This window comes from Nonomuraea sp. NPDC049607, assembly GCF_040675375.1.
Lineage (GTDB): Bacteria > Actinomycetota > Actinomycetes > Streptosporangiales > Streptosporangiaceae > Nonomuraea.
On sequence record NZ_JBFAOV010000012.1, the window covers coordinates 90,659 to 106,555 of the forward strand.

General features: G+C 73.4%; 17 protein-coding genes. 10 read left to right on the forward strand and 7 right to left on the reverse strand.

The window, feature by feature from the left end; translation table 11 throughout:
* Positions 1-18: 18 nt before the first annotated feature.
* Both AB0J97_RS24040 and AB0J97_RS24045 read left to right on the forward strand, forming a co-directional pair.
* Complete coding sequence (locus AB0J97_RS24040) at positions 19-1,002, forward strand: helix-turn-helix domain-containing protein (protein ID WP_364092111.1); 984 nt, start codon at positions 19-21, stop codon at positions 1,000-1,002.
* A gap of 99 nt (positions 1,003-1,101) precedes the next feature.
* Complete coding sequence (locus AB0J97_RS24045) at positions 1,102-1,710, forward strand: cysteine hydrolase family protein (RefSeq protein WP_364092113.1); 609 nt, start codon at positions 1,102-1,104, stop codon at positions 1,708-1,710.
* Positions 1,711-1,746: 36 nt separating this feature from the next.
* Here the strand turns inward: AB0J97_RS24045 and AB0J97_RS24050 are convergent, their stop codons facing one another.
* Positions 1,747-2,238 carry a hypothetical protein gene (locus tag AB0J97_RS24050; RefSeq protein ID WP_364092115.1) on the reverse strand — a complete coding sequence of 164 codons (492 nt, stop codon included), beginning with the start codon at positions 2,236-2,238 and terminating at the stop codon, positions 1,747-1,749.
* A 109-nt stretch (positions 2,239-2,347) separates the two neighbouring features.
* Here AB0J97_RS24050 and AB0J97_RS24055 point away from each other — a divergent pair, with 109 nt between their 5' ends.
* Positions 2,348-2,860, forward strand: a complete 513-nt coding sequence (locus AB0J97_RS24055) for an STAS domain-containing protein (protein ID WP_364092360.1) — start codon at positions 2,348-2,350, stop codon at positions 2,858-2,860.
* A 13-nt stretch (positions 2,861-2,873) separates the two neighbouring features.
* Here the strand turns inward: AB0J97_RS24055 and AB0J97_RS24060 are convergent, their stop codons facing one another.
* The 3 genes from AB0J97_RS24060 to AB0J97_RS24070 all read right to left on the reverse strand — a co-directional run bounded on the left by AB0J97_RS24060 (position 2,874) and on the right by AB0J97_RS24070 (position 8,176).
* Entirely contained in the window at positions 2,874-3,236 is a 363-nt protein-coding gene (locus AB0J97_RS24060) for a cupin domain-containing protein (protein ID WP_364092117.1), read from the reverse strand.
* Positions 3,237-3,368: 132 nt separating this feature from the next.
* On the reverse strand, positions 3,369-4,907 hold the full coding sequence (locus AB0J97_RS24065; RefSeq protein ID WP_364092119.1) for an alpha/beta fold hydrolase: 1,539 nt from the start codon (positions 4,905-4,907) through the stop codon (positions 3,369-3,371).
* Positions 4,908-5,038: 131 nt separating this feature from the next.
* Positions 5,039-8,176, reverse strand: a complete 3,138-nt coding sequence (locus AB0J97_RS24070; protein ID WP_364092121.1) for a S8 family serine peptidase — start codon at positions 8,174-8,176, stop codon at positions 5,039-5,041.
* Between the two features lie 95 nt (positions 8,177-8,271).
* Between AB0J97_RS24070 and AB0J97_RS24075 the strand changes: the two genes are divergently transcribed.
* Together AB0J97_RS24075 and AB0J97_RS24080 are read left to right on the forward strand one after the other, a co-directional pair.
* The gene (locus AB0J97_RS24075; protein WP_364092123.1) at positions 8,272-8,856 is read left to right on the forward strand and encodes an RNA polymerase sigma factor; all 585 of its coding nucleotides are present in this window, start codon (positions 8,272-8,274) and stop codon (positions 8,854-8,856) included.
* Positions 8,849-9,973: a CU044_5270 family protein gene (locus AB0J97_RS24080; protein ID WP_364092125.1), complete on the forward strand. Its 1,125-nt coding sequence runs from the start codon at positions 8,849-8,851 to the stop codon at positions 9,971-9,973. Before AB0J97_RS24075 ends, AB0J97_RS24080 begins: the two co-directional genes overlap by 8 nt.
* A gap of 41 nt (positions 9,974-10,014) precedes the next feature.
* Here AB0J97_RS24080 and AB0J97_RS24085 read toward each other — a convergent pair whose 3' ends face one another.
* From AB0J97_RS24085 to AB0J97_RS24095, 3 genes are all read right to left on the reverse strand, one after another.
* Positions 10,015-11,103: a serine hydrolase domain-containing protein gene (locus AB0J97_RS24085; RefSeq protein ID WP_364092127.1), complete on the reverse strand. Its 1,089-nt coding sequence runs from the start codon at positions 11,101-11,103 to the stop codon at positions 10,015-10,017.
* A gap of 124 nt (positions 11,104-11,227) precedes the next feature.
* A complete protein-coding gene (locus tag AB0J97_RS24090; protein ID WP_364092129.1) occupies positions 11,228-11,959 on the reverse strand; it encodes a 3-keto-5-aminohexanoate cleavage protein in 732 nt (243 codons plus the stop codon).
* Positions 11,960-12,060: 101 nt separating this feature from the next.
* Positions 12,061-13,047 carry an aldo/keto reductase gene (locus tag AB0J97_RS24095; RefSeq protein ID WP_357710461.1) on the reverse strand — a complete coding sequence of 329 codons (987 nt, stop codon included), beginning with the start codon at positions 13,045-13,047 and terminating at the stop codon, positions 12,061-12,063.
* A 132-nt stretch (positions 13,048-13,179) separates the two neighbouring features.
* On the opposite strand from AB0J97_RS24095, the gene AB0J97_RS24100 reads away from it, so the two are divergent.
* From AB0J97_RS24100 to AB0J97_RS24120, 5 genes are all read left to right on the forward strand, one after another.
* The gene (locus AB0J97_RS24100; protein WP_364092131.1) at positions 13,180-13,593 is read left to right on the forward strand and encodes a hypothetical protein; all 414 of its coding nucleotides are present in this window, start codon (positions 13,180-13,182) and stop codon (positions 13,591-13,593) included.
* Positions 13,590-14,168 carry a TetR/AcrR family transcriptional regulator gene (locus AB0J97_RS24105; protein ID WP_364092133.1) on the forward strand — a complete coding sequence of 193 codons (579 nt, stop codon included), beginning with the start codon at positions 13,590-13,592 and terminating at the stop codon, positions 14,166-14,168. The genes AB0J97_RS24100 and AB0J97_RS24105 overlap by 4 nt, the downstream gene beginning before the upstream one ends.
* A 194-nt stretch (positions 14,169-14,362) precedes the next feature.
* Positions 14,363-14,971, forward strand: a complete 609-nt coding sequence (locus AB0J97_RS24110; RefSeq protein WP_364092135.1) for a CrcB family protein — start codon at positions 14,363-14,365, stop codon at positions 14,969-14,971.
* Between the two features lie 5 nt (positions 14,972-14,976).
* Positions 14,977-15,333, forward strand: coding sequence for a fluoride efflux transporter CrcB (gene crcB, locus AB0J97_RS24115; protein WP_357710517.1), 357 nt, complete (start codon positions 14,977-14,979; stop codon positions 15,331-15,333).
* An 87-nt stretch (positions 15,334-15,420) separates the two neighbouring features.
* Positions 15,421-15,876 (forward strand): ATP-binding protein, encoded by a 456-nt coding sequence (locus tag AB0J97_RS24120; RefSeq protein ID WP_364092137.1) that lies wholly within the window; start codon positions 15,421-15,423, stop codon positions 15,874-15,876.
* Positions 15,877-15,897: the final 21 nt, after the last annotated feature.

The window sequence follows — 15,897 nt, forward strand, 5'->3', positions numbered from 1 at the left end:
TTCGGTGAGAATCTGGGCATGCCCGCTGCACACCGCGTCGTCATCGCGCTCTTCCCGGACGTCGACCTGCTCGACGTCACCGGCCCGGCCGAGGTGTTCGCCCTGGCCAACCGGGTCGCCGGCGGCGCCCTGTACGACGTGCGGCTCGCCGGTCCCCGGGGCGGCCAGGTCACCACGTCCGCCGGGGTGCGGCTGGTCGCGGACCTGGCGTTCGACGAGGTCGGCGACCAGGTGGACACCCTGCTGGTGCCCGGCGCGGTGACCGTCACGCCCGACGGGCCACGCGCCCTGACGGACGCCGAGGTGGTCGCCTGGGTACGGCGGACCGCTCCCGGCGCCCGCCGGGTGGCCTCGGTGTGCGTCGGCGCGCACATCCTGGCCGAGGCCGGCCTGCTGGACGGCCTGACCGCCACCACCCACTGGTCCACCGCCGCGCAACTGGCCGCCGACCACCCCCGGGTCACCGTCGATCCCGACCCGATCTTCCTGCGGTCCAGCGGCCGGATCTGGACGGGCGCCGGCATCAGCGCCTGCCTCGACCTGACCCTGGCCCTGGTGGCCGAGGACCACGGCGAGGAGACGGCCCTCGCGGTGGCCCGCGAGCTGGTCGTGTACCTCAAGCGCCAGGGCGGCCAGAGCCAGTTCAGCGTCCCGTTGACGCGGCCCGCGACAGGCCGTCGCGACATCGACGACCTGCGCCTGTGGATCGCCGAGCACCTCGCCGAGGAGCTGACCACGGTCGAACTGGCGGCGCGGATGGGGCTGAGCCAGCGTCAGTTCAGCCGGGTGTTCCGGCAGCAGACCGGCTTCACCCCGGCCGCGTACGTCGAGTCGGCGCGTGTGGAGGTGGCGCGCCGGCTGCTGGAGACCACCGACCTGCCGCTGCCCCGGGTGGCCGCCGACAGCGGGCTCGGCTCGGTGGAGACCCTGCACCGCGCGTTCCGCCGCCGCCTGGGCACCGGCCCCGGCACCTACCGCCGCCGTTTCCACACGGTGGCCTGACCACGGTGGCCTGACCACGGTGGCCTGACCCCGTTCTCCCCGCGACACGCCGCCCACGCCGGGCGGCGGCGCGAGCCTGCCCGAAAGGAAACCCCTGCCATGAGCAGCACCGTCTCGCCCACCCTCCGCCAGGTCGTCGGCCTGCCGGACGACCCGGCCCGTCTGGCCGACTCGACCCTCGTGCTGATCGACTACCAGAACACCTACAGCACCGGCGTCATGGCCCTGCCCGGCGCGGACCGGGCCCTCGCGGCCGGGGCCCGCCTGCTGGAGCGCGCCCGCGCCGCCGGGGCGCGCGTCGTGCACGTCGTCAACGACGGCGGCCCCGGCAGCCCGTACGACGTCCGCGCCGAGATCGGGGCCATCAGCCCGCCGGTCGCGCCGCGCGACGGGGAGCCGGTGGTGGTCAAGACGTTTCCCGACGCCTTCCACCAGACCGGTCTCCAGGACGTCCTGACGGGCCTGGACTCCGGGCCCGACCTGGTCCTGGCGGGCTTCATGACCCACATGTGCGTCACCTTCACCGCCCAGGGGGCCTTCCGGCTGGGTTACCGTCCCACGGTCGTCGCCGACGCCTGCGCCACCCGTACGCTCGCCGGTCCCGGCGGAGCGCCGTTGCCCGCCGACGCGCTGCACGAGGCCGCTCTGACGACGATCGGCGACCTGTTCGGCCTGGTGGTCCCCACGGCCGACGCCCTGCCCGCCTGAGCCGGGCGGGCCGGGCCGGTCGGCTTGTGACCGGGGTCAGCCGGTGACGGGACGGCGGCGGCCGGCGACCAGGCGATCGGCGGGCGTCCGGTGACGCGCGCCCGGAACGGACGCGTCCCGGCCGTCGGTCCGGTCGGTCCGGTCGGTCCGGTCGGTTCGGTCGGTTCGGTCGGTGGCCACGAGGCGGTCGGCGGCCGGGTCGGTCGTGCGGTTGTCGTGCCGGGCGGCCGTGAGGTCGGGCTCGGCCGTGGCGGGGCGGTCGTCCGTCCGCTCGGCCAGGAGGCGGCGCAGCTCGCGGCGGCGGGCCAGCTTGCGGCTCGTCCCGGCCACGATCAGGAAGGCGCCCAGGATGAACGCGGTGGCGGTGGCGGCCCCGGCGCTGAACAGCTCCAGGTCACCGACCCGGAAGGTGACGCCCATCAGCGTCAGCGCGGCGGCGGCGGTGGTGGTCGTCTGGGTGAACAGGACCACCACGGCGGCCGACCCGGCGACCATGAGCAGCAGGCCGAGCAGGACCATGGTTCTCACTCTCCTCGAACGTCGGCGATCACGATTCCTTGCCGCTGCCCAGCATTTCTTTACTTATGTATGGGCATGCTCCGGGCGTCGAAAGAATGGTCGCGCATTCGGCTCGGGAATGGCCGTCCGGGGCTTCGCCAATTGCACTCCGAAAAAAGCCGCATTGAGCAGCGACGCTGCGCCGTACGGTCAGGCTGCGGGGTTTGTCGTCCGCCGGCCAGGGGAGAGCGGTCCAAGAAGGGAAGTGATAGCAGTGAAAGTGGACACTTTCCGACTCCTTGCGAACTCCGCAGGAGAAACGGTCGTGCTGCACCCGGCCGGGGACCTTGACCTGCACACGGCCGGCGCCATCGAGGATTGGGCGACCGGCTATCTCGACGGCTCGCCGGCCGCCGTCACTTTGATCGACCTGTCCGATGTCGGCTTCATGGACTCGGCCGGTCTCGGCGCGCTGATCGGCGCGTGGAAACGTATCACCGCCACGGGACGGACGGTGATGGTCGCCGCGCCGACCCCGCAACCGGCCAGACTGATGCGCATCACCGGTCTGGAAGGACGCCTCGGCGTACGCGCCACCGTCGCCGAGGCCCTGGAAGAGATCATTCCCAGGCGCTCGCACGCGCCCGCCTGAACCGCGCGCGGCGTCAGCCGTTCTTCGCCTTGGCGTACTCGGCTGCGCCGCCCGCGAAGTCGTACAGGACGACCTGTTCGTCCCCGACCACCCAGGCGTCGTGTCCGGGCGGGCACACGAAGACGTCGCCCGGTCCCGCCTCGGCCTCGGTGCCGTCGTCCATGCGCAGGCGCATCCGGCCCGAGACCACGAAGCAGTTGTGGTACACCTGGCAGGACGGTATGCCGGCGATCGGCTGCACGGACTCCGTCCAGTGCCATCCCGGCTCGAACGTGGCGACCCCGAACGTCAGGCCGCTCAGCTCGCAGATCTCCAGGTGGCCCTTCGGGAAGTCGCGCCGTTCGTCGGGCTTGTCGATGCTCTTGACCTCGATCATGGCTCATCCCCCCTCTTCAGCTACCTTCTTACGCTGAATTGTTCATAACGGGGGGTTTGCCGGGGCAAATATCCCTTTGTGGGGATGGGTACGGCCCCATGTGCGTGTGGGGCCGTACCCATGTCGTACGGACTATCCGGCCCAGGGCAGCGAGTCGGACGGCCACGCCCGCTTCGTCTGCTTCCGGAGCGTCTCCTCAGGCGTGCCCACGCCGCAGCGAGTGCCCTGCGGCGGGACGGTCAGGGCGATGAGGTACTGGTCGATGATGTCGGTCTGGCACTTGTCCTTGCCGTAGATGCGGTGACCCCAGCCCTCGTACGTGAGCAGCACGGCCTTGCGGCCGAGCTGGCGGGCGGCGTTGGCCGACCAGATCCACGGCGTGGCCGGGTCGTGGATCGAGCTGCCGAGCAGCAGCGGCGCCTGGCCGGTGTAACGCAGCTTGTGCGGCGGGTTGACGGGGCTGGAGTTGAGGCAGATGGGCAGGTCGTCGGTCGGGTACGGGTGGTACTTCGTGTCCGGGGCCAGAGCGCCCGCGGTGCGCATGAGCGCGGCGTACTCGGCGTAGCTGCTCACCTTGAGGCTGTAGTCCTGGCACAGGATCCTGGTCGGCAGCTCGGCGACGTCGCCTTCCACCGGGCCCCTGCCGGGCAGCGGGGGCACCCATTCGGGGGCCGGGCCGCCGTTCAGCCAGTTGATCACTTCGCTCAGCGTGCGCCAGTCGGGCCCTTCGTTGCCCAGCGCGGCGTTGTAGATGACCTGCAGTTCGGTCACCCGCTGACCGGTGCTCGGGTAGACCAGCTCGCCGCGGCGGGCCTTGTCCAGCAGGCTCTTCCAGATCGCGCGGATGTCGCGGCCGTTCAGGACGCAACTGGTGTCCTGCTCGCACCAGCCGACGAACTGGTCGAACCCGTCCTCGACGGCCATGGCCTCGGTGGCGAAGAAGCCCTTCAGGCCGAGGCTGTGGTCCATGTTGCTGTCGAGGGCGAGTGCCCGGACGCGGCCGGGGAACAGCTCGGCGTACATCTGGCCGATCAGGGTGCCGTACGAGATGCCGTAGTAGGTCAGCTTCTCCTCGCCGAGGGCGGCGCGGAGGGCGTCCATGTCACGGGCCACGGAGACGGAGTCCACGTGGTCGTACAGCGGGCCGGTACGGGCCCGGCAGTCCGGGTGCAGCTTCTTGGTGAAGGCGTTCCAGGCGTCGAAGTCGGCCTGGCTGCGCATGACCGTCGGCGGCATCTTGTTGTAGACCGACGCCGAGCAGATCACCGGGTGGCTGCGGCCCACGCCGCGCGGGTCGAAGCCGACGATGTCGAACCGCTGCTGCAGTTCCTCGGTGTAGGACCCGGGAGCGCCGTAGACGGCCTCCACGCCGGACCCGCCCGGACCACCGGGGTTGATCACCAGCGAGCCGACCCTGGCGGCCGGGTCGGTGGCCTTGCGGCGGGCGACGGCGAGGTCGATCGAGGGCCCGCCCGGCCGGGACCAGTCGATGGGGACGGCCAGCTTGCCGCACTCGGCACTGGGCTCCTCCTCGCAGGGAGCCCAGGTGATGGTCCTGGCCGCAGGTTTCGTGTTGGTCGTCGCGGTCGCCGCGGCGTTCGCCGCCGGGACCGGGATCAACGCCGCCAGCGCCACGAAGGCGGTGGCGAGCAGAGGGAGTCTTGTCCGCAAAATGCAACTCCAATCAACGGTCGGTGCGCCCCCCGTGGGCACTCGGCCGACGTTGATCATCGCCGGTCGCGGGCACGAATGTGAGCGAAATCGGAAATTTCCTCAGAGCGTTGACTCCGGCCACTCGTGGGTCATCTGATCCGGTATGCGTGGATCACGGTCTGCTCCACGGTGTTGCCCCCGGCGTCGGCGGCTCGGGCGCGCAGGGAGACGAAGCCCGCCGCGGCCGGATGGCGCAGCCGTACGGCGCCGCCCGCGACCTTGACCGCCCGCCAGGTGCGGCCGTCGTCGTAGGAGACGTCCACGGACAGCTCGCGCACCGCCCCCGCCTGCCCGCGCACGGACACCGGCACCGCGAACGCCCGGCCGGCGGGCGCGCCGCTCGCCGCGTCCAGGGAGGGTGAGAAGGCGACGACCGGCAGCGGCAGCGCACCGTCCCGGCCGCCGGCCGAGCGGAACGTCCAGGCGACCGCCGTACGGGTGGAGACGACCTCCGGCCCGCGCTCGGCCTCCACCTCCAGCCGGTACGCCGCCTCCCCGGCCGACACGCCGAACCGCGCCCCCAGACCGGGCTCCTCCGCCACCAGCTCGCCGTCGCGGTAGAGGGCGGTCCGTGCCCCGGACACGCTCGACATCCCCAGATGACCGGCCCCGTCGGCGTACAGCGACGGGAACGCGGAGATCACGTCGCCCGCGCGGGAGACGGGAGGAGTGCCCTCCCAGGTGACCGGCGCGGGACCGAAGACGCCGCGGTTCCAGGTCTCGTCGTAGGCACGTCCCGCCTCGTACCTGAAGGCGGTCGAGGTCAGGTCGCCTTCCCAGGTCGGGCCCATCTCCGTGTAGCTGTTCAGCCAGCGGAGGCCGCCGCCGGTGTTGACGTACTCGGTGTGCGTGAAGGGGGGCCGGAAGTCGGTCACGAACATGATGCTGAAGAACCGTCCCTCCGCGGGCCAGGCGGCGCCTGCGGCGCTCGCGGCCGTGCCGGGCGCCGGCGCGCCGTAGTCCCTGCGGATCGTGGCCAGGTCCGCGCGCCCCACCCGGCGGCTGAAGCCGGTCGGCACCTGGCCCTGGACGAACCACGCCAGCCGGTACGCCCGCGCGCTGCCCGCCAGGTCGCCATCCGGGCCCGGCACCGCCCACTGGCCGGCGACCTTGGTCAGCAGGTCGTACCGGCCGGACCCGACCTGCGCGGTGCGGATGCCCGGCGCGGCGTCGAACATGGTGGCCTCCGCGCTCAGGTAGTACGGGGAGCCGTCGCGGGTGCGGCCGCTGTAGGTCACCTCGGTCATCAGGTGCCTGGCCGCCGGGTCGGGCGGCGTGATGGACACCGGCCGCGCCTGAGCCGGGTCCAGCCGCAGGGACTGATCCCGGTCCAGGCGCAGGCCGGGATGGACGAGCATGGTCAGACCTCCGCCGTCGGTGGTCCGGCTGTCGACGAGGTAGGTGCCCTTGGCCAGCCGCAGCGCGACCCTGTCGCCCGGCTGGACGGTGACCGGGTTCCAGTCCTTCCGGTCGACGTCGGTCCGGTAGAGGGTGGTCAGGACGTCCGCGGCGCCCGGCCGGTCGAGGGTCAGGTCGTAGCTCTCGACCTCCTTGACCACGGCGAGCGGCGTGCTCACGGTCGTGCCGTTCTCGGCGGTGGCCTCCAGGTAGCCGCCGAGCGGCCCGTCGGCCACGTCGCCGCGGGTGTCGGCGGTGACGGTCGCCTCCGCCCGGCCGCCGGCGGGGACGGTCAGCGTGCCGGGCGACACCTCGAACACGTCCGCGCCGGCCCGCGCCGACAGGCGCAGCGTCACCGGCTCCGGACCGTCGTTGCGGTAGGCGAGCTTCCTGGTGACCGGCTCGTCGTCGTCGTGCGGCCAGGCGAGCACGCCGAAGCCGACCGACGCGGGGGAGGTGGTCACCGTCTGGCCGATCGCGCGGCCCACGTCGAGGCGGCCCGCGCCCTGGGCGTAGATCCCGGTGCCGGGCTGCGGCCGGGCGGTGGCCATGAGGGCGGCCTTGAGCTGCTCGGGCGTCCAGTCCGGGCGCAGCCCGGCCAGGATCGCGGCCGATCCGGCCGTGTGCGGGGCCGCCATGGAGGTGCCCGACATCTCGACGTACGGGCCCTCGCCCGGCGAGTCCTTGCCGTGCGCGGCGCGGATGGCGACGCCGGGCGCGGTGATGTCGGGCTTCAACGCCGAGTCGCCCACGCGGGGACCGGTGCTGGAGAAGACGGCCAGGCGGTCGGCACGGTCCACCGCGCCGACCGACAGGGCCGCGTCCGCGGTGGAGGGCGAGGCGACGGTGCCCGGCTTGCCGTAGTTCCCGGCGGCCACGACGAACAGCACGCCGTACCGCTCGGTCAGCGTCTGGACGGCCTCCTCCAGCGGGTCCAGGCCGGGGGCGTCCGGCGAGCCGAGGCTGAGGTTGGCCACTTTGGCCCCCTGCTCGGCGGCCCACTGCATGCCGGCCAGGATCGCCGACTCCGCGCACCAGCGGTCGGCGCACACCTTGGCGTCGAGGAGGGTGGCGCCCGGCGCGACGCCGCGGTAGCGCTCGCCGGTCCCGGCGATGGTCGAGGCCACGTGGGTGCCGTGCCCGGTGAGGTCGGCCGCGGTGTCCGTGCCGGTGAAGTTCCGGCGGGCGGCGACCTTGCCGGCCAGGTCGGGGTGGGTGTCGTCGATGCCGGAGTCCAGGACGGCGACCTTCACCCCGGCGCCCGTGTGGCCCTTCTCCCAGGCGGCGGGGGCGCCGATCTGCTTGACGCTGGCATCCAGCGACAGGGTCGCCCTGCCGTCGAGCCAGATCTTCCCCGTGCCGGTGGAGAGCGAGGCCCTGAGGTCCGGCCAGGAGCCGGCGGCGGCGTCGAAGCGTACGGCGGCGCCGTTCACGGCGGGCAGGTCGCGGGTCACCGCCATGCCATGGGCGGCCAGGCCCGGCCGGCGGGCGGCGTCCGGGCCCGCGACGATGAGGGGCAGGGCGCCGGGGGCGTACTCCAGCAGGGTCGTCACGTCGAACAGGCGGGGGTCGAGGCGGCCGGCGGCCAGCAGGGGGACGGCGTCGCTGGGGACGACGCGGAGCCGGTCGCCGATCTTCTCCGTGCTGAAGACGACGCCCTTACGGCCCTTGCCCGGCGCGACGCGCACACCGTCGGCGATGAGACTCACCCGGTCTCCCGTGATCAGCGTCACGGTACGGGCGGGGCCGCCCGGCGGGGCCGGCAGGCCGGAAGGGACGGCTCCGAGGAGCGCGATGGTCAGCGAGACCGCTGTCGTTCTGAGGATCACATGTCTTCTTGGCGGAATGCCCGCCCCTTCTTCACGGGCTGAGAGGGCGTGAAGAAGGACGGACGCTCCCGCCAAGTAGGGGTGTGACACAAACCATGACCGTCGAGGACGAGCAGGTGATCGGCGAGTCCCTGCGCCTCCCCGAGAGGTTCGGGGTGCTCTACGACCGCTACTTCCCCGAGATCCACCGGTACGTCGCCGGTCGCCTCGGCACCCAGGCCGCCGACGACCTCACCGCGGAGATCTTCCTGGCCGCCTTCCACGGCCGGGCCGGTTTCGACTCCGGCCGCGGCGTGGTCCGCGGCTGGCTGTACGGCATCGCCACCAACGTCGTCGCCCAGCACCGCAGGAGCGAGCTGCGCCGGTTGCAGGCCATGCAACGGGCGCCGGAAGGGATACTCACCGGCGAACAGGCCGAGGACGGGCACGAGGACCTGGTCGCCGGACGGCTGGCGGCGGCGGGCGTCAAGGACGACCTGGTGGCGGCGCTGCGCGCGATGCCGGACGCCGACCGCGACGTCCTGCTGCTCCTCGCCCTGGCCGACCTGAGCTACCAGGAGATCGGTCAGGCCCTCGACATCCCCTCAGGAACGGTCGGTTCCCGGCTGAACCGCATCAGACGGAAGCTTCGAGCCGCCCTGGGCGGCGCGAACCCCTTGCTTGGAGAGTCCCATGGATGACCTGATCCTGATCCGCGACCTTTACACGGCGCCGCCCCCCACCCCTGAGGTGCTGGCCGACGGCCGCGCCCGCCTCGCCGACGCCTACGCCCAGGCGACCCCGGCGTCCGCCGGCACCCGCCGGGGGATGCGGCGTCCGGCACCGCGGGCGCTGCCGGACGGCGGGAGGAGCCGGGGGCGCCGGCGGCGCTGGCCGCTCGTGGGGGCGACCCTGGCCGGGGCGGCCGCCGTCACCGTGGCCGCGACCTTCCTCACCGCACCCTCGACGCCGCCGGCGCCCTCGGCGTCCGCGGTGCCCGCCCGGCTCTCGGCCGGTGAGATCCTGCTGGCCGCCGCCCACTCGGTCACCCCCGCCACGGGCGACGGCGCGTACTGGATGCGCGACGGCGTCGTCGGCCGGTACGAACGCGCGCCCGGCGGCCATTACACCCTCAAGACCAGCCGCTCGGTCGAGCTCTGGCTCCCCAAAGCGGCCGGCCGCCCCACCTGGGTGATCCGCCAGGACCTCGGTGCCCACCCGGCCACGCCCGAGGACGAGACGGCCTGGCGCGCCGCCGGCTCGCCCCGGACCTGGACCCTGAGCGGCGGGACGCCCGCCGTGAAGCTCCAGGCCGACCCCGGCGAGCGCGACGCCGTACGTGACGACAGCGGCAAGACGCTGACCCTGCTGGGCACGCCCATGACCCCCGCCACCCTGAACGCCCTGCCGACCACGCCGGACGGGCTGCGCCACGCCCTGGAACGCATCGTCTCCAAGGGGTACGGCAAGGAGCGGGTGGACATGAACGCCCAGCTCTTCGAGACCGGCGTGCGGCTCGTCATGAACTTCCCCACCTCGCCGGAGGTCCGGGCGGCGACGTACCGGATGTTGGCCGCGCTCCCGGGGGCGAGCGCGGAGAGCGAGGCCACCGACCCGCTCGGCCGTATGGGACAGGCGGTCAGCCGGCCGGGCGGGCCGGGTGAGCGGTACCGGTTCGTCGTGGACACCGCCACCGGCCGGCCGCTGGCGCTGGAGTCGACGATCGGCCAGGACCGCTTGTACGAGGCGATCAGAACGGCCGCCTGGACCGACGCGGAGCCTCGGCTCCCGGCGCTGCGCCGCGACATGAACCGCTGACCCCCCCTCTCACGACAGGGGCGGGGGCGGTGCCTGCCCGGTCAGCGGGTGCAGAGGGCGGTGTCGAAGGCGGCGAGCAGGAGGTCGCGGGACTTGCCGCCGTCGGCGGAGCCGGTGACGTACACGGTGACCGTGCGGCCGGCGCGGTCGCGGCCGCTGAAGGAGGACACGCCCGGGAGGTCGCCGCCGTGCCCCCACAGCTTGCCGCCGCAGCTCAGCGGGATCTCCGCGACGCCGTAGCCGTAGCGGGCGCCCTTGGGCCAGCCCGGCTGGCCGACGGCGACGTACGAACCGGACTTGACGGACTGCGCCCGCCAGAACGTGTCGAGGTCGCGCGGCGTCGAGACCAGCCCGCCGCTGGCGCCGAAGTAGTAGCCGGGCAGCCGGGTGATGTCGACGATCCCGTCCTCGGGGCGCACCGGGTTCACGCCGTAGGTGTGCGCGTGCGGGCCGCGGACGCCGGTCTCGCCCTTGGCCGGCCAGTACGTGTCCCGCATGCCCAGCGGCTTCAGCACCAGGTCGCGGCTGACCAGGCGGAAGTCGCGCCCGGTCACCGCCTCGGTGACCAGGCCGAGGACCGTGTAGTTGGTGTTGGAGTAGGCGAACCGGCCGCGGGGCGTCGGTTCGAGGGTGAGCGCCAGCTTGAGCAGGTCCTGCTTGCCGACCTTCGACCAGTCGGCGGCGGGGGTGAAGTCCGCCAGGCCGCTGGTCTGCTGGAGGAGCATCTTCACGGTGATCTCCCGCCCGTCGACGCCCTTGCCGCGGATCACCCCGGGCAGGTACGTCTCGACCGGTTCGTCCAGGTTCACCTTGCCCTGGTCGGCCAGCTTCAGCACGGTGGCGGCGATGATCGACTTGCTCACGCTGGCGATCCTGAACCGGCCGTCGGCGCCGGGCATGGGCTCCTCGGCGCCACGCCGCGCGGTGCCGGAGACGACCGTCGTGGTCCTGCCGTCCGGGTGGCGGACGTAGGCCACGGCGCCGGGCACGTCCGGGGAGGAGGTGAGGGCGTCCAGCCGCGACTGCAACGACGGCGCACGGTCGGCCGCGAACGCCGGAGCCACCGGCGCGAGCGCCAGCGGGACGATCACGAGCAGGGCGAGTGCGCGCCGGGAGGCGGAGGAAGGCATCGGGACTCCTTTAGCGGTGGATCAAGATATGTCCCGACTCTCGCGAATTGAAGGCTTTGTCACAGTCACGGCACCACCCACCCTCATACGGGGGCTGCCCCTACCGGCTACCGGACCGGCCGGCTCATGGAGAGGGCGCGGAGAGGGCGCGGCGGACGAGGTCGGCGTTGTCCGCCGCCGGGCCGCCGTCCGGGTCCAGCAGGGTGTCCTCCAGGCCGATCCGGGTGGCGAGGCCCAGCCGTACGGCCTCCGCCACGAGCGGCCAGGTCGCCGGCCCCTCGCCGTGCAGGAGGCGGGGGGCGGGAGACCCGCCCAGGCGGTCGAGGACGGCCGTCGCCCGGGGGACCGCCTCCTCGTACGGCGCGTCGATCACCTCGACCAGGATGCGGGTCATCCGCCCGGCCAGGCCCGACGCGGTCAGCGTGGCGGCGTCGGCCGGCGTCCACACCCCGGCCTCGACCCCGATCCCCGCCTCCAGCAGCACCCGCGCCAGCTCGCCGAACCCCGGCTCCGACAGGTTCACCGAGGCGAAGTCCGGACGGGCTCCGGCGGGCAGCGCCGCCCACGCCGTCACCGCCTCCAGGCGGGCGGAGGCGTCCCCGCCCGCGATCCACAGGCCGGTGGACACGCCCACGGGCAGCCCCGGGGCCGCCGCCCGGATGGCCGTGGTCGCCGCTCCGACGTCGGCGGCGTCCAGCGACTCCCGTCCCGTCGCGTCACGCGGATGGACGTGCACCGCTCCCGCCCCCGCCAGCCGCACGGCCACGGCGTCTGCGGCCAGCTCGGCGGGCGTGAGGGGCAGCCGGGGATGCTCGCCCGCCGACCGGCTTCCGTTGAGACACGCTTTGATGAACATGCGGCCCATCCTTCCCGGGCGGTCCGAGCTCAGGCGCGGGTGTCTCGGCGCTTCTCGGCGGAGGCGTCAGCCGGGGTCCTCAGCGGGGGTGTCTCAGCGGCTCAGTGGGCGGCGTCGAGGCGGGCGCGCTGGTCGTCGGTCAGCTCCAGGTCCACGGCGGCCAGGTTCTCCTCCAACTGGGCCACCGACGACGCCCCGGCCAGCGGGATCACCGGGAACGCCGAGCCGATCTGCCAGGCCAGCACCACCTGGTTCATGCTCGCCCCGCACTCCTTCGCGACCTCGCGCAGCACGGACAGGCGGGCCGGGGTGCCGGGGTGGTCGTAGTCCGGCGGCACCTGCTTGTCCTGCCGGGTGTAGGCGCCGCCGAGCAGCGGCGAGTAGGCCACCAGGGTCAGGCCGGGCTCGGCGCGCAGGTAGCTCAGCAGTTCGGCTCCGGCGTGCCCGAGGCTGCCGTCCTCGAAGATCGACTCGGGCATGTCGAAGCGCGGGCGCAGCAGGCTGTGCTGGTACTGCAGGACCTCGTACCCGGCGACCCCCGCCGCGGCGGCCAGGGCGCGGGCCCGTTCCACCCGCCAGATCGGGTGGTTGCTCACCCCGAGCAGACCGACCGTGCCCTCGGCCACCAGCGCGCCGAAGCCCTCGACGGTCTCGGACAGCGCCACCGAACGGTCCTCGATGTGGGCGTACAGCAGGTCGATGCGGTCCACGCCGAGGCGTTCGCGGCTGCGCTCGGCCGACTCCCTGATCGTCCTGGCGGACAGTCCCTCGGCGTTGTCGACGTAGCTCGTGCCGGGGGCGAGCGGTCGCGCGCCCAGCTTGGTGGCGATCAGGATCTCGTCGCCGACGCCGTTGGCGCGCCGCCAGCGGCCGAGCAGCTCCTCGCTCTGCCCGCCCTGGCCGCCGTCCACCCAGAAGGCGTAGTTGTCGGACGTGTCGATGAACGTCCCCCCGGCCTCGGCGTAGCGGTCGAGGATGGCGAACGACGTCTTCTCGTCCGTCACCGAGCCGAACAACATCGCCCCGAGTGCGAGCACGCTCACCTCACGGCGGGTGTCAGGGTTCGTGCCGATCGTCCGGTACTTCATGCTGTCTCCCCAATTCGTCACGTTGTGCGTGGAGGCCCCGGAACGGGAGTCTGGGGCCTGGAGCGAACTCCAGGTCAAGCCGGACCGGCGAGCTCCTTGAATTCAGAGCATTTCTCTAGAAAATGCGCTGACATGTCCGTCATGGTGGTGACCGGTGGCAACCGGGGCATCGGGTACGCGGTCTGCGAACGGCTGGCCGGCGAGCTGCGGGACCGCTGCCCGCGCATCGACGTGCTCGTGCACAACTCCGGCGTCGCCGAGCGCTGGCGGGCGGCCGGGATCACCGTCGACGCCGTGCACCCAGGAGTCGTCCGCACCGGGCTCGGGGATCGGCGCGGCCCGCTCGGCCTGCTGCTCAAGGCCGCCAAGCGCACCTGGGCCGCGCCCGAGGAGGGCGCGCGGCACGTCGTCTCCCTGGCCGGGGCGCCCGGCACCGGCCGGTACTTCGACCAGGACCGTCAGGTTCCCCCGCAGGGCCCGGCGCTGGACGCCGGCCTGGCCCGGCGCGTCTGGGACGAGGCCGAGGCGCTGGCCGCGGCGCGATGACCCGGCACCGGCGCAGCGAGGAGACCGTGCGCAGGCTCCTGGACACCGCCCTGGAGGTCCACCCCGCCGACTTCACCCTCCGGGCCGTGACCACGCGCAGCGGCGTCAGCATGGGCAGCGTCTACCACCACTTCGGCAGCCTCGAAGGGCTGGCCGCCGCGCTGTACAGCCGGTGCATGGACGAGCTGCTCGGCACGCTGGTCGCCGCCACCGAGGAGGCCGCCGACGCCCGTGACGGCGTGCGCCGCGTGGTGCGGGCCTACCTGGGGTTCACCGCGCGGCACCCGGACAGGGCCCGCTTCATCCACGCGGCGCCGTACGCGCTGGACCTCGGCCCGTACGCCGAGCGCATCGCCGAGGCCAAGGCGTCCCGGCTGGCCAGGCTGAACGCCTGGATCGGCGCGCGCATGGAAGAGGGGGCGGTCGCGCGGCTGCCGGCGGCGCAGGTGGAGATGTTGCTGATCGGGCCGGTGGCCGAGGTGAGCCGGCGGTGGCTGGCGGGCGTGCCGGACATCGACCTGGACGAGGCGGCCCGCGTCCTGCCCGACCGCGTCTGGCTGTCGCTCGGCGGCTGACGGGCGGACGCCCCTCACCGGATGGTGGGCCGCTCCAGGGAGGGGGCGTCGGTATGATGGGCACGGCTTCCCACGTCGGGAGCCGCGGCGGTGGGGCCCGCCGCCTCCCGCCCGTACGGGGGTAACCGCGGTGTCGGCCGCCAACGGTCCCTGCCAGAGATGTGCCACGCTCATGTGCTGGTAGGAGATGCCTCATGACCCAAGCCCGTCCCCCCAGGCCCGGCCCGGGCGGCGCGCACGCCGCCGAGGGCGCGGAGGCCGGCGACGCGTCCGCCGTCGAGGGCACGTGGGTCGATCCGCGAGCCGCGGTCGATCCCGACGTCGATCTGCATGTGCCCGCCCAGCGCGGCGAGCTCGCCCGCGCCCCCATCGCCACGCTGGCCGTCATCGCGGCCGGCGGCGTGCTCGGCGCGCTCGCCCGGTACGCCGTCCTGACCGCCTTCCCGGTGCCGCCCGGCGGCTTCGCCTGGCCGACGCTGGCCGTCAACGTCTCCGGGTGCCTGCTGATCGGGCTGCTGATGGTGGCCATCACCGAGATCTGGCAGGTCCACCCGCTGACCCGGCCGTTCCTGGGGGTGGGGGTGCTGGGCGGTTTCACCACGTTCTCCACCTCCATCGCCGACGCCCAAGGGGCCCTGGCCGCGGGCGCGCCGCGCACGGCGCTCGCCTACCTGGCGGTCACGCTCGTCACGGCGCTGGTCGCGGTCTTCCTGGGACAGACCCTCGGCCGCGGCCTGTTCGGCCGCTTCGCCACCCTCGGCGACGAGGGCACGCGCGCTCCGCACGGCGGGAGGCGTCAGTGACCACGATGTTGCTGGTGGTGCTCGGCGCCGCCGTGGGCGCGCCCGCCCGCTACCTGATCGACCGCGCGGTCCAGGCCCGGCACGACAGCCTGTTCCCGTGGGGCACCTTCGCCGTGAACGTGGCCGGGTCGGCGCTGCTCGGCTTCCTGCTGGCGCTGCCCGCCGACGGCGGCGCGCAGGCTCTCCTGGGCACGGGCCTGTGCGGGGCGCTGACCACGTACTCCACCTTCGGTTACGAGACGCTGCGGCTGCTGCAGACCGGCGCCCGCACCTACGCCGCGCTCAACGCCGTGGCGAGCATCGCCGCCGGCCTCGGAGCGGCCTGGTGCGGCATCGCCCTCGCCCAGGCCGTCATCCTGTGAGCGGCCGGCACGTTTGACGATCGATCGACGGGAAAGCTGAACGGAAGCCGGCGTATCCCTTCCCGACGTCCGACAGACGAGACGATCATGTGTGTGGAGTTCGAGCTGCGCTGTCCCATCAGCGCCGATCTGGCGTTCATCCGCGACCTGGTGCGCCTCCACGGCCACCACAGCGGGTTGTCCGGCGAGCGGCTGGAGGACCTGGTGCTCGCGGTGAACGAGGCCGTCACCAACGTCCTCGACCATGGCGGCTCGGCCGGCCTGGTCACCGCCGTCCGTGACCCGATCGGGGTCTGCGTGGAGATCCTGGACACCGCGGGCCGCCTGACCCCCGACCACCTCGACGCCGCCGGCGTCGACCCGACCGCGTCCCACGGCTTCGGGCTGTGGGTGATCCGGCAGTTGTGCGACTCGGTCGCGCTGGAGCGGACCGGCCTCGGCTCGCGGCTGCGGCTGCGCGTGCTGGTGCCTCCGGAAACCCCACGTGCTGCCGACCGCCGCCTCAGCGACGCCATGGCCGGCGGCGCCTTGCCCTGGTCCTGAGCGCGGCGCGGTCCCGGGTAC